This window comes from Pseudarthrobacter sp. DSP2-3-2b1, assembly GCF_049895945.1.
Classification (GTDB): domain Bacteria; phylum Actinomycetota; class Actinomycetes; order Actinomycetales; family Micrococcaceae; genus Arthrobacter.
This window is the reverse complement of sequence record NZ_JAFCTI010000002.1, coordinates 62,926-76,712: the sequence shown is the minus strand read 5'-3', so window position 1 is coordinate 76,712 and position 13,787 is coordinate 62,926. Positions and strand designations below refer to the sequence as shown.

At 65.7% G+C, this 13,787-nt stretch carries 12 protein-coding genes and 2 tRNA genes; 12 read left to right on the top strand and 2 right to left on the bottom strand.

Annotated elements, in window-relative coordinates; translation table 11 throughout:
* Nucleotides 1-2 precede the first annotated feature (2 nt).
* The 7 genes from ACP7AX_RS02950 to ACP7AX_RS02920 all read left to right on the top strand — a co-directional run bounded on the left by ACP7AX_RS02950 (nucleotide 3) and on the right by ACP7AX_RS02920 (nucleotide 7,011).
* Complete coding sequence (locus tag ACP7AX_RS02950; RefSeq protein WP_131682546.1) at nucleotides 3-779, top strand: fumarylacetoacetate hydrolase family protein; 777 nt, start codon at nucleotides 3-5, stop codon at nucleotides 777-779.
* A 48-nt stretch (nucleotides 780-827) separates the two neighbouring features.
* Complete coding sequence (gltX, locus tag ACP7AX_RS02945; protein ID WP_426225342.1) at nucleotides 828-2,339, top strand: glutamate--tRNA ligase; 1,512 nt, start codon at nucleotides 828-830, stop codon at nucleotides 2,337-2,339.
* Complete coding sequence (locus ACP7AX_RS02940) at nucleotides 2,339-3,076, top strand: HAD family hydrolase (RefSeq protein ID WP_426225341.1); 738 nt, start codon at nucleotides 2,339-2,341, stop codon at nucleotides 3,074-3,076. The genes gltX and ACP7AX_RS02940 overlap by 1 nt, the downstream gene beginning before the upstream one ends.
* 132 nt (nucleotides 3,077-3,208) lie before the next feature.
* Nucleotides 3,209-3,280, top strand: a tRNA-Gln gene (locus tag ACP7AX_RS02935).
* A gap of 126 nt (nucleotides 3,281-3,406) precedes the next feature.
* A tRNA-Glu gene (locus ACP7AX_RS02930) sits at nucleotides 3,407-3,482 on the top strand.
* Between the two features lie 200 nt (nucleotides 3,483-3,682).
* Nucleotides 3,683-5,398, top strand: coding sequence for a dynamin family protein (locus ACP7AX_RS02925; RefSeq protein WP_426225628.1), 1,716 nt, complete (start codon nucleotides 3,683-3,685; stop codon nucleotides 5,396-5,398).
* On the top strand, nucleotides 5,395-7,011 hold the full coding sequence (locus ACP7AX_RS02920; RefSeq protein WP_426225340.1) for a GTPase: 1,617 nt from the start codon (nucleotides 5,395-5,397) through the stop codon (nucleotides 7,009-7,011). Before ACP7AX_RS02925 ends, ACP7AX_RS02920 begins: the two co-directional genes overlap by 4 nt.
* A gap of 28 nt (nucleotides 7,012-7,039) precedes the next feature.
* Here ACP7AX_RS02920 and ACP7AX_RS02915 read toward each other — a convergent pair whose 3' ends face one another.
* Entirely contained in the window at nucleotides 7,040-7,576 is a 537-nt protein-coding gene (locus ACP7AX_RS02915) for a DUF1697 domain-containing protein (protein ID WP_131682541.1), read from the bottom strand.
* A 48-nt stretch (nucleotides 7,577-7,624) separates the two neighbouring features.
* Entirely contained in the window at nucleotides 7,625-8,344 is a 720-nt protein-coding gene (locus tag ACP7AX_RS02910; protein WP_108600545.1) for an IclR family transcriptional regulator, read from the bottom strand.
* 111 nt (nucleotides 8,345-8,455) lie between these two features.
* Between ACP7AX_RS02910 and leuC the strand changes: the two genes are divergently transcribed.
* From leuC to ACP7AX_RS02885, 5 genes are all read left to right on the top strand, one after another.
* On the top strand, nucleotides 8,456-9,910 hold the full coding sequence (leuC, locus tag ACP7AX_RS02905; protein WP_426225339.1) for a 3-isopropylmalate dehydratase large subunit: 1,455 nt from the start codon (nucleotides 8,456-8,458) through the stop codon (nucleotides 9,908-9,910).
* A 9-nt stretch (nucleotides 9,911-9,919) separates the two neighbouring features.
* A complete protein-coding gene (leuD, locus tag ACP7AX_RS02900) occupies nucleotides 9,920-10,522 on the top strand; it encodes a 3-isopropylmalate dehydratase small subunit (RefSeq protein WP_108600546.1) in 603 nt (200 codons plus the stop codon).
* A 112-nt stretch (nucleotides 10,523-10,634) separates the two neighbouring features.
* Nucleotides 10,635-11,960, top strand: coding sequence for a UDP-N-acetylglucosamine 1-carboxyvinyltransferase (gene murA / locus ACP7AX_RS02895; RefSeq protein WP_131682539.1), 1,326 nt, complete (start codon nucleotides 10,635-10,637; stop codon nucleotides 11,958-11,960).
* 10 nt (nucleotides 11,961-11,970) lie between these two features.
* Complete coding sequence (locus ACP7AX_RS02890; protein WP_426225338.1) at nucleotides 11,971-12,738, top strand: lysophospholipid acyltransferase family protein; 768 nt, start codon at nucleotides 11,971-11,973, stop codon at nucleotides 12,736-12,738.
* A complete protein-coding gene (locus ACP7AX_RS02885) occupies nucleotides 12,735-13,787 on the top strand; it encodes an NAD(P)H-dependent glycerol-3-phosphate dehydrogenase (RefSeq protein ID WP_426225337.1) in 1,053 nt (350 codons plus the stop codon). Before ACP7AX_RS02890 ends, ACP7AX_RS02885 begins: the two co-directional genes overlap by 4 nt.

Here is a 13,787-nt window from a genome sequence, read left to right as displayed (position 1 = left end):
CCATGCGTATTGCCCGGTTTGTAGTCGATTCTGATCCCCTGTACGGCGTTGTTGAAGGCGAGTCCGGCAGTGAGGAAATTACTGTCATCAACGGTGACCCGTTCTTCAACGGCGTGGAGCGTACCCACGTCAAGCACAAACTCGAAGACGTCCGGCTCCTGGCCCCCATCATTCCCCGCAGCAAGGTGATCGGCGTCGGCCGCAACTTCGCCGAGCACGCCGCCGAGCTGGGTAACGAAGTGCCGGCGCATCCCTTGCTGTTCCTGAAGCCCAATACCTCGGTAGTAGGCCCCAACGATCCCATCGTGCTGCCGGAATTCTCTGACGAGGTATCTTTCGAAGCCGAGCTGTGCGTCATTATCGGCAGGATCTGCAAGGACGTCCCCGAAGACCGGGTGGACGACGTCATCTTCGGCTACACCTGCGGGAACGACCTCACAGCCCGCGATGTCCAGAAAACAGACCTGCAGTGGGCCCGCGCGAAGGGCTTCGACACGTCGGCGCCGCTGGGCCCGTGGATCGAAACCGAGCTCGATACCGAAGACCTCCGGATCCAAGGCAGGCTGAACGGCGAGCTCCGCCAGGATGGCAGCACCAATCAGATGATCCGCGGCGTCCGTGAACTCGTCTCCATCGTCTCGCACGCCTTCACGCTGCTCCCCGGTGACGTGATCATGACCGGCACGCCGGCCGGCGTCGGCCTGGTCACTGCCGGTGACCGCTACGAGGTGGAGATCGAAGGCATCGGACGGCTGTCCAACCCCGTGGTCCGCCGCTGACGCCACCTGATTTCCGGGAAGGCGCCACGCGGTAAAGTTGGAGCCACTATGACTACTGCCTCCGCGTCCAATACCGCCTTCCCCTCCGTCACTGCCGAAACGCCTGTCCGGGTCCGGTTCTGCCCTTCGCCTACCGGCACCCCCCATGTCGGGCTGATCCGTACCGCCCTGTTTAACTGGGCACACGCCAAGCACACCAAGGGCACTTTTGTATTCCGCATTGAAGACACGGACGCGGCACGCGACTCTGAGGAGAGCTACCAGCAGCTCCTGGAAGCGCTGAAATGGCTCGGCATCACGTGGGAAGAGGGCGTGGAGGTCGGCGGACCGCACGAACCTTACCGGCAGTCGCAGCGGCTGGACCTCTACAAGGATGTTGTAGCCAAGCTCCTCGAGGCAGGCTACGCCTACGAGTGCTACTCCTCGCCTGACGAGGTAGAAGCACGCCACCGCGCCGCCGGCCGGGACCCGAAACTCGGCTACGACAACTTCGACCGCGCGCTCAGCGACGAACAGCTCGCCGCGTTCAAGGCAGAAGGCCGTAAGCCTGTCCTGCGGGTCCGGATGCCGGATGAGGATGTCACCTTTACCGATGTTGTCCGGGGCGAGATCACCTTCAAGGCCGGCAGCATCCCGGACTACGTCATTGTCCGCGCAGACGGTTCACCGCTCTACACCTTGGTCAACCCGGTGGACGATGCCCTGATGGGCATTACCCACGTTCTCCGCGGCGAGGACCTGCTCTCCTCCACACCCCGGCAGGTGGTGCTGATCCGTGCGCTCATCGAGATCGGCGTCGCAAGCTACATGCCGGTCTTCGGCCACCTCCCGTATGTCATGGGAGAGGGCAACAAGAAGCTCTCCAAGCGGGACCCGCAGTCCAACCTGTTCCTGCTCCGCGACCGTGGCTTCATCCCCGAGGGCCTGCTGAACTACCTCTCGCTGCTTGGATGGAGCCTCTCCGCCGACGAGGACATCTTCACGGTGGACCAGCTGATCGAGAACTTCGATGTCCACGATGTCCTGGCCAACCCGGCCCGCTTCGACATCAAGAAGGCGGAGGCCATCAACGGCACGCACATCCGCATGCTTGACCCCGAGGACTTCCGTGCCCGCCTGGTCCCTTACCTGCGCACCGCCGGACTCGTGGGGGAGGAGCTCACCAGCCGCCAGGAGGACATCCTTGCAGAGGCCGCACCGCTGGTCCAGGAGCGCATCACCCTGCTGGGCGAAGCGCCGGAGATGCTGGCGTTCCTCTTCAAGGCTGACGACGCCATCGACGTGGCCGATGAGGCCCGCAAGGGGCTTCCGGAGAACCTGACCGAAGCCCTCGACGCCGCTATTGCTGCCCTTGAGCCGGTAGGGGACTGGACGCCGGAGAACATCCAGACGGCACTGAAGCAGGCACTGGTGGAGGGCCTCGGCATGAAACCCCGCCTCGCTTTCGGACCGGTGCGCACGGCCATCTCCGGCCGCCGCATTTCGCCGCCGCTGTTCGAATCCATGGTGATCCTCGGCAAGGAATCCTCCCTGAGCCGGCTCCGCACCTTCCGCGGCTGATGGCTATGACCGGCACGGCGGCTCAAGGAGCCCTCGAGACCCGCTTCGGGACCATCCGGGGCATCCTCTTTGACATTGATGACACCCTGGTTGACCTTGAATATGCAATGACCACAGCCCTGCGCGAGGTCAGTGAACACCTCCTCCCAGGCCTCGACCAGCACGGGTGGGAGCGTTTCGGCAGGATCTTCACGCACGAAACCACCCATTACTACGACAGGTATCTGGCAGGTGAGCTGACTTTCAATGACCAGCGCCTGCTGCGCGGCCGCGCAGCCCTGGGCCACTTCGGCGTGGAACTCGCAGACGGCGAGGAAACCCACCAATGGCTGGCCGACTACAGCCGGCTCCAGCCCGGCTACGTCCGCGCCTTCGAGGATGTTGTTCCGCTCCTTGATCTCCTGGACGACGCCGGGGTGCCCTACGGTGCAGTGAGCAACAATGTCCACGACTACCAGCGGGCAAAACTGGATGGCGCAGGCCTGGCACGCATCACCCGCCTGGTGGGCACCGACACCGTTGGTGTGGCGAAGCCTGAGCCGGCAATCTACCTCGAAGGCGTGCGCCTCCTTCAGATCGCACCGGCGGAGACCCTGTTCGTGGGGGATAACCGGCTTCTGGACGCTGAAGGCTCGACGGCGGCGGGCCTGGTGGGCGTCTGGCTCAACAGGACGGGGGAGACACTGCAGGACTTTGGCGGCCACGAGGTCAGCTCGCTGCGCCAGTTGCTGGCCTGATCGCCGGCCGGCGGCAATCAGGCCGCCTGCCGGCCGATTTGTGCGAGCCTCAAGTCTCGGGTAAAGTAATTTCTCGTGCTGAGGCGCACGGAGCACGGGTTGAGGCCCGAAAATCCGGCCCGAAAGTATCATTGGGATATGGTGTAATTGGCAACACTACGGTTTCTGGTACCGTCATTCTAGGTTCGAGTCCTGGTATCCCAGCTCTGGTTAGGTCGCAAACTCACGCGGCAAATCAGGGGTTTTGGACCGGTCCGCCGATTTGAAACACTTGCTGAGTGTGTGAAATACTCTCTTAGCAATCTGGCCTCTGGCCGGATGGAAGTACGCGGCCCCATCGTATAGCGGCCTAGTACGCTGCCCTCTCACGGCGGTAACGCGGGTTCGAATCCCGCTGGGGTCACCATAGGAAACGGTCCCGGGCATCAGCCCGGGGCCGTTTTTGTTGTGCCGGGTTCGGCCGTGGCCCGGCCCGATTGCTTCCCCGGCTGGCATGATGTTGCTGTGACCTCCTCCGATGGGCTTGTCCCGCAACCTCCTCCACCGCCAAGCCGTGCACCGAAAACCCAGCCGGCCCGTCCGGCGAGCGATGCGGCAGAGGCCGCAGTGGGGCTGCTGGAATTGGTGCGGGAGGATCTCTCTGCCGTGTCACTGCCTTTGGCCCTTCCCGATGTTGAGCAGGCCCGCCGGGACGCCCGGAACGCCGTGGGCCAGCTGGACGACTACATCCTGCCGCGGTATCGCAGCCTGGACGCTCCGCTGCTCGCCGTCGTCGGAGGTTCCACCGGCGCCGGCAAGTCCACCCTGGTCAACGCCCTGGTGGGGCACCCGGTCACCCGCTCCGGGGCCATCAGGCCCACCACCCGGCAACCCATCCTCCTGCACCATCCCGCCGATGCCGGCTGGTTCGAAGGCCAACGGGTCCTGCCCACACTCAACCGGATCCGGGGAACCATTTCGGCCGAGCCCCTCCCCGCCAGCCGGGCGGGAGCCACTCCGGATGCTGAGGCAATCTCCTCGCTGGTGCTGGTGGCTGATCCGGCAGTTCCTGAGGGCATCGCGCTGCTGGACGCACCTGACGTTGACTCCATCTCAGATGACAACAGGCGGCTGGCAGGCCAGTTGCTGGCGGCCGCGGACCTTTGGATCTTCGTCACAACAGCCAACCGCTACGCAGATGCGGTCCCGTGGAAGCTGCTCCTGAACGCGGCCTCGCGGGACATCATGGTTGCCGTGGTGCTGGACCGGGTGCCGCAGGAGGCCGAAGCGGAAGTAAGCGCCGATCTGCGCGCACTGCTGCAGCAGGAAGGCCTCGGGACTGCAGGGCTCTTTATCGTAGCGGAGACACCCCTCGATGATCTGGGGATGCTGCCGGCGGATTCGGTGGACCCGCTGCGGAGCTGGCTTCAGAAACTGGCAGCCGATTCGGCCGGGCGGTCCGAGATTGCCCGGCGAACGCTGAACGGAACCGTCAGGGCACTCGCCGGACGCGTCGGCGGGCTCGCGCAGGCGGTCCGGGAACAGGAACAGGCCGCCGCAACACTCCGGTCCGACGCCGAGGACGCCTACCGCGATGCCGGTACCAGGATTCTGGACGCCACCAAAGACGGCGCCCTGCTCCGGGGGGAGGTGCTGGCGCGCTGGCAGGATTTCGTGGGGACGGGCGAGTTCTTCCGGGCACTGGAACAGAACATCGGCAGGCTGCGGGACCGGGTGGGTGCCTTCTTCCGCGGCGAACCAACACCAGCCGTGCGGGTGGAGGCGGCCATCGAGACGGGCTTGCAGGCGGTTATCCTCGACGAAGCCGCCAACGCCGCCGAAGAGACCGATCAGCGGTGGCGTTCTGACCCCGCGGGCCGCCAGCTGCTGGGCACCGACGACCTCTCCGGGACGGGTCCAGGCTTTGCCGACAAGGCAGCAGCAGAGATTCGGGCCTGGCAGGCAGGCCTGATGGAACTGATCCGCACCGAGGGCCAAGGCAAACGCACGCAGGCAAGGTGGCTGTCCTTCGGCGTCAACGGCCTTGGCGCGGCGCTGATGATTGTCGTATTTTCCATGACCGCAGGACTCACGGGACTGGAGATCGGGGTGGCAGGAGGCACCGCCGTCGTCGGTCAGAGACTCCTGGAAGCAGTGTTCGGTGAGGACGCCGTCCGCAGGCTCGCACAGACAGCGCGCGAAGACCTGCACGCCCGCTGCCAGCGGCTGCTTCAGGCGGAGCAACAGAAGTTCCTTGACCGCCTCCCCGGCGGGGATACAGACACGGCGCAGGTCCTGACCGCCCACGCAGCGGCCCTCGCCCGCCTGGCAGAGCCCGTATGAGCCGCCACACCGTAGCCCGTGAGGCATCGCGGCTGGACGGCCGGCTGGAGGCACTGAACGAAGCCCGCGAGCTTGCCGAAGGGGTTTTGCCCGAGACCGCGTTGGAGGACGTGTTCCGGCTCCTCGAACGCGCCAGCTCCCGCCGGTCACTGTCCGCGGACCATACGGTGGTGGGCTTCTTCGGCGCCACCGGAAGCGGCAAGTCCTCGCTGTTCAACGCTGTCAGCGGCGCTGAAATCGCGACGTCGGCCGCCCGCCGGCCCACAACATCCGAACCTTTGGCAGGAATCTGGGGAGCAGAGGGCAGCGAACCCTTGCTGGACTGGCTTGAGGTCCGTAACCGGCACCATGCAGTTCCCGTGGACGGGTTCGCGGACGAGGGCACAGGGCTGATCCTGCTGGACCTCCCGGACTTCGATTCCACCAGGGCTGCGAACCGCGAGATCGTTGAACGCATGGTGGGCCTGGTGGACGTGCTCGTTTGGGTGCTTGATCCGCAAAAGTATGCCGATGCCGCAGTGCATAATGATTTCCTCAAACCCCTGGCCGCACACGGCGCGGTGACCCTGGTGGTGCTCAACCAGGTGGACAGGCTGCCCGAACGCGACGTGCAGCCCGTACTGGAGTCCCTCAAGGGAATCCTGGCCCGCGACGGACTGGGCAAAGTACAGGTCATTGGCGCGTCCGCCCTCCGGGGTACCGGCGTGGACCGCGTCAGAAGCGCCATCCGCAGCGTCGTGGTGCAGCGCCAGGCGCTCTCCCAGCGGCTGGCTGCCGACGTTTCGCGGGCCTCGATGCAGCTGCGGCAGGTCTCAGGCGAGGGTGAGGCAGCCGGCGTCAGCTCATCCTCGAAAGCGCGGCTTACCGACGAGTTGGCCGTCGCCGCGAACGTGCCGGTGGTGGTGGGCGCTGTTGCCCAGTCCTACCGGCTCGAATCGACGCGCCGCACCGGATGGCCGGCAACACGGTGGCTGGTGCGGTTCAGGGCCGATCCGCTGCGGCGCCTTAACCTGCGCAGCGCCAACCCGTCCCAGCTCAACCGGACCTCGCTGCCGCCCGCCGGCGCCCCGGAGCGGGCCCGAACCGATGCCGCCGTCCGCGAATTTGCCGATGCCGCCAGCGAGGGCGCCCCCGGACCGTGGCGCGCGGCGATCCGCGGCGCCGCCCGCGAAGGCCGCGAGGCCCTGCCGGACGCACTGGACCAGGCCATCGCCGGGACCGACCTGATGGCTGCCCGGAAGTCATGGTGGTGGGGAGTCTTCAATGTGATCCAGTGGCTCGCCCTGCTGACGGCCCTCGGTGGGTTGGGCTGGCTGGGCGTCCTGGCGGGACTTGCCTACTTCCAGATGCCGGTCCCGGAGGTTCCCAGGGTGGAGGGGTGGCCGGTGCCCACGCTGATGATCGCCGGCGGGGTGGTTTTGGGGATTTTCCTCGCGCTGACCGGTAAGTTCATCGGCGCGGGGGTGGCCAACGCCCGCGCAGCCAGGGCCAGGAAACGGTTGCGGGTTGCCGTGGCCGATGTTGCCCAGGGCATGGTGGTGGAACCCGTTGAGGTGGAAGTGACCCGGCTGAAGGCATTCAATTCCGCCCTGAAGTCTGCAGCGGCAGGTTAGGAGCCGCTGCTGTTTACAGAGTTGCTTCCTACAGGGCCGCCGCGGCGTCCCGGACCTTGATCATGGTCCGGAGGTTCCGGGTGGTGGTGGATGCCTTGTATTTGGGCTTGGCGGAGATCTTGCTGAAGGGACTGTCCAGGGTCCCGCCGACGGGAGCCAGCCACGCCAATGCCTCCGTGCCGAGGCGCTGCTGTTCTGAATTTTCGAGGGCTGCACCCGCGGCGGCCAGCTCATCCAGCACGGCTTTGTCCGAACCCAGCGTGATGTAGGTGTGCGTGCTCTTGCTGTCCTCCGGATACGGGCAAGCGGCCACCAGCGCGGCCACCCGCTCCGCTGCCAGGACAACCACCCAGGCGTCATAGCCGAACGAATCGCGCAGGCACTTTTCACATCTGCTTTTGACCTCGGCCGCAGCCAGGCTGCTGGCCAGGACCACGTTGCCGCTGGCCAGCAGGGTCTTGACGCCAGGGAAGCCCGCCGCCTCCAGGGCAACCTTAAGGTCAGCCATTTTGATGTTGACTCCGCCCACGTTGATGCCGCGGAGGAAGACTGCATAGCTGTTCATTCCGACAGCTTAACCGTGGCCGGCCCGATGCCGGCGAGGCGTTCGGCCTTAGTCGTTGTTCTTCCGCAGGGCATCAGTGAGGATCCGGCCGGCGTTGCACACCACTTCGGCGTGGAGGCGTCCCGGCTGGCGGGTGAGCCGTTCAATGGGGCCTGAGATCGAGACGGCTGCGATGACCCGTCCGGACGGTCCCCGGACCGGTGCCGAAACAGAGGCGACCCCCGGCTCACGTTCGCCGAGGCTCTGACCCCAGCCGCGCCGTCGTACGCCTGCCAGAACGGTGGGGGTGAAGCGGGCTGACTGCAGCCCCTCCAGGAGCCGGTCGTGGTCCTCCCAGGCGAGCAGCACCTGGGCGGCGGAGCCGGCTTTCATCGACAGCTGGGTGCCTACCGGGATGGTGTCGCGCAGGCCGATGGGGCGTTCGGCGGAGGCGACGCAGACCCGCCATTCACCCTGGCGGCGGAAGATCTGGGCGCTTTCACCGGTGGCGTCGCGCAACTGCATGAGGACCGGTCCGGCGGAGGCGATCAGCCGGTCCTCGCCGGCTGCCGAGGCGAGCTCCACAAGGCGGCTGCCGAGGACAAACCGGCCCTGGATATCACGGCTCACGAGCCGGTGATGGACCAGCGCCAGGGCAAGCCGGTGCACAGTGGGCCGGGCGAGGCCTGTGGCAGCCACCAGCTGCGCGAGGGTGGTGGGCCCGGCCTCCAATGCATCAAGCACGTGGGCTGCTTTATCAATGACACCGACTCCACTAGAATTGTCCATGTAATGATATTGCCGTCTCATTATCTGAGATGCAAATGTTTCGGCTGGCGGATTGTACGGCCGTCCTGATTCAGTGGACTTAACAGTCAACAGCAGTGAAGGGAGATGGCCGTGGCAAAGACACTGGCCGAGAAAGTCTGGGACGCACATGTGGTGCGCAAAGGCGACGGCGAAGGAGCCAATGCCCAGCCCGACCTCCTCTTCATCGACCTCCACCTGGTCCACGAAGTGACGTCCCCGCAGGCCTTCGAGGGCCTGCGGCTTGCCGGCCGCCCGTTGCGCCGGCCAGACCTCACCATCGCCACGGAGGACCACAACACCCCCACGCTGGACATCGACAAGCCTATTGCCGATCTCACCAGCCGGACGCAGATCCAGACGCTGCGCAACAACTGCGCGGAGTTCGGCGTCCGCCTGCACTCCCTCGGAGACGCCGAGCAAGGGATCGTGCACGTCGTCGGGCCGCAGCTCGGCCTGACGCAGCCCGGCATGACCGTGGTGTGCGGTGATTCCCACACGTCCACGCACGGCGCGTTTGGTGCCCTCGCCATGGGCATTGGCACGTCCGAGGTGGAGCACGTCATGGCCACCCAGACGCTGTCCTTGAAGCCGTTCAAGACCATGGCCATCAACGTCGAAGGCTCGCTGCGTCCCGGCGTCACCGCCAAGGACATCATCCTCGCCGTGATCGCCAAGATCGGCACCGGCGGTGGCCAGGGCTACGTCCTGGAGTACCGTGGGTCAGCGATCCGCGCGCTGTCCATGGAAGCCCGGATGACCATCTGCAACATGTCCATCGAGGCCGGCGCCCGTGCCGGCCTGGTGGCTCCGGACCAGACCACCTACGACTACATGTTCGGCCGTCCGCACGCTCCCCAGGGAGCCGACTGGGATGCCGCCGTCGAGTACTGGAACACCCTGAGGACCGACGACGACGCCAGCTTCGACGTCGAAGTGGACCTCGACGCGGACACTCTGGAGCCGTTTGTCACCTGGGGCACGAACCCGGGCCAGGGCGTTTCGCTTTCTTCCTCGGTTCCGTCGCCGGAGGACTTCGGTGACGAGAACGCCAAGGCCGCCGCCGAACGCGCCCTGCAGTATATGGGCCTGGAGGCCGGCACCCCCATGAAGGCCATCCGGGTGGACACGGTCTTCCTCGGCTCCTGCACCAACTCGCGGATGGAGGACCTCCGCGCCGCGGCGGACATCATCCGCGGCCGCCAAAAGGACCCCAACATCCGGATGCTGGTGGTCCCCGGTTCGGCCCGCGTCCGGCTCGAAGCCGAGGCGGAGGGCCTGGACAAGGTCTTCAAGGATTTCGGTGCCGAGTGGCGCTTCGCCGGCTGCTCCATGTGCCTGGGCATGAACCCGGACCAGCTGGAAGTGGGGGAGCGCTGTGCGTCCACCTCCAACCGCAACTTCGAGGGCCGCCAGGGCAAGGGCGGGCGCACCCACCTCGTCTCTCCTGTGGTGGCAGCAGCCACCGCCATCCGCGGAACGCTGAGCTCGCCGTCGGACCTTGATCCGGCCCCCGAATCCGCCGCCATCCGCACCGACGCCGCCTAGGAGACCGCCATGGAAAAGTTCACCACGCACACCGGTATCGGCGTTCCGCTGCGCCAGAGCAACGTTGACACGGACCAGATCATCCCCGCTGTCTACCTCAAGCGGATCACCCGCACCGGCTTCGAGGACGCCCTGTTCTCCGCCTGGCGCAAGGATCCCGCGTTCATCCTGAACCAGGCGCCGTTCAACGCCGGCTCTGTTTTGGTGGCCGGCCCTGATTTCGGCACCGGGTCCTCCCGCGAGCACGCCGTCTGGGCCCTGAAGGACTACGGCTTCAAGACCGTCCTGTCCTCCCGGTTTGCCGATATTTTCCGCGGCAACTCCGGCAAGCAGGGACTGCTGGCCGCGGAACTCGCCCAGGACGACATCGAGCTCATCTGGAAGGAGCTCGAGAACGCCCCCGGCACCGAAGTGACCGTTGATCTGGTCTCCAAGACCGTCATCTGCGGGAACATCGTGGCGCCCTTCGAGATCGACGATTACACCCGCTGGCGCCTGCTCGAAGGGCTGGATGACATCGGCCTCACGCTCCAGCACGAAGAGGACATCACCGCCTACGAGGCCACCCGTCCCGCGTTCATGCCAACGACGCTCCCGGCCCGCCTTTCCTGAGCCGCGCTGGTCCTTCAGCGAGGCCGTATTTCGGTTCGGTAACGCGACCTCCTATGCTTAGCTGGAGCCTTTTCAAGGATTTTGGGGCGAGTAATCGTAAGGAAACCGGTATATGAGTAGTGTTCTGACAATCCGTGGCGGAGTCCCGCTAACAGGCCGCGTCACCGTCCGAGGGGCCAAGAACCTTGTCCCGAAGGCCATGGTGGCGGCACTGCTGGGCAATGAACCGTCGGTGTTGCGGAACGTCCCGGAGATCAAGGACGTAGAGGTTGTCACCTCGCTCCTGCAGCTCCATGGTGTGACCGTGGTCAAGGACCCGGTCAGCGGTGACCTCACGCTGGACCCGAAGGGGGCCAAGACGGCCCCCAGCACGGCGATCGATGCCCACGCCGGCGATTCGCGGATCCCCATCCTGCTGTGCGGACCCCTGATCCACGCGATCGGCGAAGCCTTCATTCCGGATCTTGGCGGCTGCAAGATCGGCGACCGGCCCATTGATTACCACCTCAACGTGCTGCGCCAGTTCGGCGCCGTTGTGGAAAAGCGCCCGGGCGGCATCCACATCTCCGCCCCCAAAGGCCTGCAGGGCGCCAAAATCTCCCTGCCGTATCCTTCCGTGGGTGCCACGGAACAGGTGCTGCTGAGCGCCACCCGCGCCGAGGGAATCACCGAGCTCTCCGGCGCTGCAACGGAACCGGAGATCATCGACCTCATCGCCGTGCTCCAAAAAATGGGCGCCATCATCAGCGTCCAGACTGACCGCACCATCCGCATCGAGGGTGTCCGCGACCTGGGCGGCTACAACCACCGCGCACTCTCGGACCGCAATGAATCGGCGTCGTGGGCCTCAGCTGCCCTGGTGACGCGCGGAGACATCTTCGTGGAAGGCGCTTCGCAGCGGGACATGATGACTTTCCTGAACACCTACCGCAAGGTGGGCGGCGGGATGGACATCGGCGAGGACGGAATCCGGTTCTACCACAAGGGCGGCAAGCTCAACCCGCTGGTCCTGGAAACGGACGTCCACCCCGGTTTCATGACCGACTGGCAGCAGCCGCTCGTGGTGGCCCTGACCCAGGCCGAGGGTGTGTCCATTGTCCACGAGACCGTCTACGAGAACAGGTTCGGTTTCACCGACGCCCTCCTCCGGATGGGCGCCAACATCCAGGTGCACCGTGAGTGCCTGGGCAGCGTGCCGTGCCGGTTCGGCCAGCGCAACTTCCTCCACTCGGCCGTCATCTCCGGACCCACCCAGCTCAAGGGCACCGACATCGACGTCCCTGACCTGCGCGGCGGGTTCAGCCACCTGATCGCTGCGCTTGCGGCCACCGGTGTCTCCCGGGTCACGGGGATCGACATCATCAACCGCGGTTATGAACGGTTCACCGAAAAGCTGGCCGGCCTCGGCGCCGATTTCGACATCACCCCGGCAAAGTAGCGGTGGGCACGTGAAGGAAACGGCCAAGAGCCAAGCCACCCTCTTTGTGGTTGCGGCCATAGTGCGCCCCCTGCTTAATGCCATGATGAACAAAAAGTGGGAGGGCCTCGAGAACATTCCCGCAGGCGGTTTCATTGCTGCGCCCAACCATTGCACCGAGATTGATCCCCTGGTGGTGGGCCACGTGCTGTACAACAACCAGCGCGCGCCGCACTTCCTGGCCAAGTCCGGGCTGTTCAAGGTACCGGTCCTGGGCTGGGTCCTGAGGGCCACCCGCCAGATCCCGGTGGAACGTTCGACGGCGGGCGCGAACCGCTCGCTGCAGCTCGCCCAGGAGATTGTGGCAGACGGCGGCGCCATCATCATCTACCCCGAGGGCACGCTCACCCGCGACCCTGACCTGTGGCCGATGAAAGGCCACACAGGCGCAGCGCGGCTCGCCCTCGAAGGCGGGATCCCCGTGGTGCCGATCGCCCACTGGGGCGCCCATGAGGTCTTCCCGCGCTATGCGAAGCGGTTCCACCTGTTTCCCCGCAAGACCTCCCGGGTAGTCATCGGAAAGCCTGTGGATCTGAGCGCGTTTGCCGGCCAACCCCTGGATAAGGCGACACTGACCGGGGCCACCGATGCGATCATGGATGCCGTCACTGGCTTGCTCGCCGGCATCCGTAATGAGGAGCCTCCTGCCCGGCGTTGGGACCCCTCGCAGCAGAACCAGGACGCGCGCGGCCGCATCCAGGGCCGCGGGAAGACCGAGGGCGCTGCTGATGCCACATGACCGCTGACGGAACCCGCAGGGGCTCGGCACGGTCTGTTGCTGTCCTGGGAGCCGGTTCCTGGGGAACCACGTTCGCCAAGATCCTCGCTGATGCAGCTTCAGCTGCGGGAGACGAGCGCAGGATCCGGCTGTGGGGCCGCCGCAGCGAAGTGGTGGAGCAGATCAACAGCTCCCACCGGAACGTCCAGTACTTGAAAGACATCCGGCTGCCGCCGAGCATCACAGCGTCCACCGATGTGGCCGAAGTGCTCGCAGGCGCTGACCTGGTGGTCCTGGCCGTCCCCGCGCAGTCCCTCCGGCTGCAGTTGCGCGAATGGAAGCCGCTGATCGCCGCTGACGCCGTTGTGGTGTCCCTGATGAAGGGCCTGGAGCTTGGTACTGACTCCCGGATGAGCGAGGTCATCAGCGAGGAACTGGGGATTCCGGCGGACCGCATCGCGGTGGTGTCCGGTCCCAACCTCGCCATGGAGATCGCCCGCGAAGAGCCCACGGCTTCCGTTGTGGCGTGCGCCGATGCCGCAGCCGCAGGCTGGATTGCCCGCAGTTGCACATCGCCCTATTTCCGCCCCTACACAACGGCGGACGTTGTAGGCGTTGAGATCGGCGGCATCGTCAAGAACGTCATTGCCCTGGCAGTCGGCATCTGTGAGGGCAAACAGATGGGGGACAACACCAAAGCCTCCGTCATCACCAGGGGCCTGGCTGAAACCTCCAGGCTTGCCCTTGCGCTGGGCGGGGAGGCCCGGACCATGGCCGGGCTGGCCGGTCTGGGGGACCTGGTGGCAACCTGCTCCTCACCGCTCTCACGTAATCACACCGCCGGCCGGTTGCTGGGTCAGGGGCTCACCCTCGATGAGCTGGCCCTGAAGATGACCCAGACCGCCGAAGGCATAAAGTCCGGCCCGGCCGTCCACGAACTCGCGGGCAAGCTGGGCGTGGACATGCCTATTACCGCTGCCGTTGTGGCCGTCCTGGCCGGCAAACTTTCCGTAGACCAACTGGGGCCGCTGCTGCTGGCCCGGGACCTGAAACCCGAAGGCGATTACTGA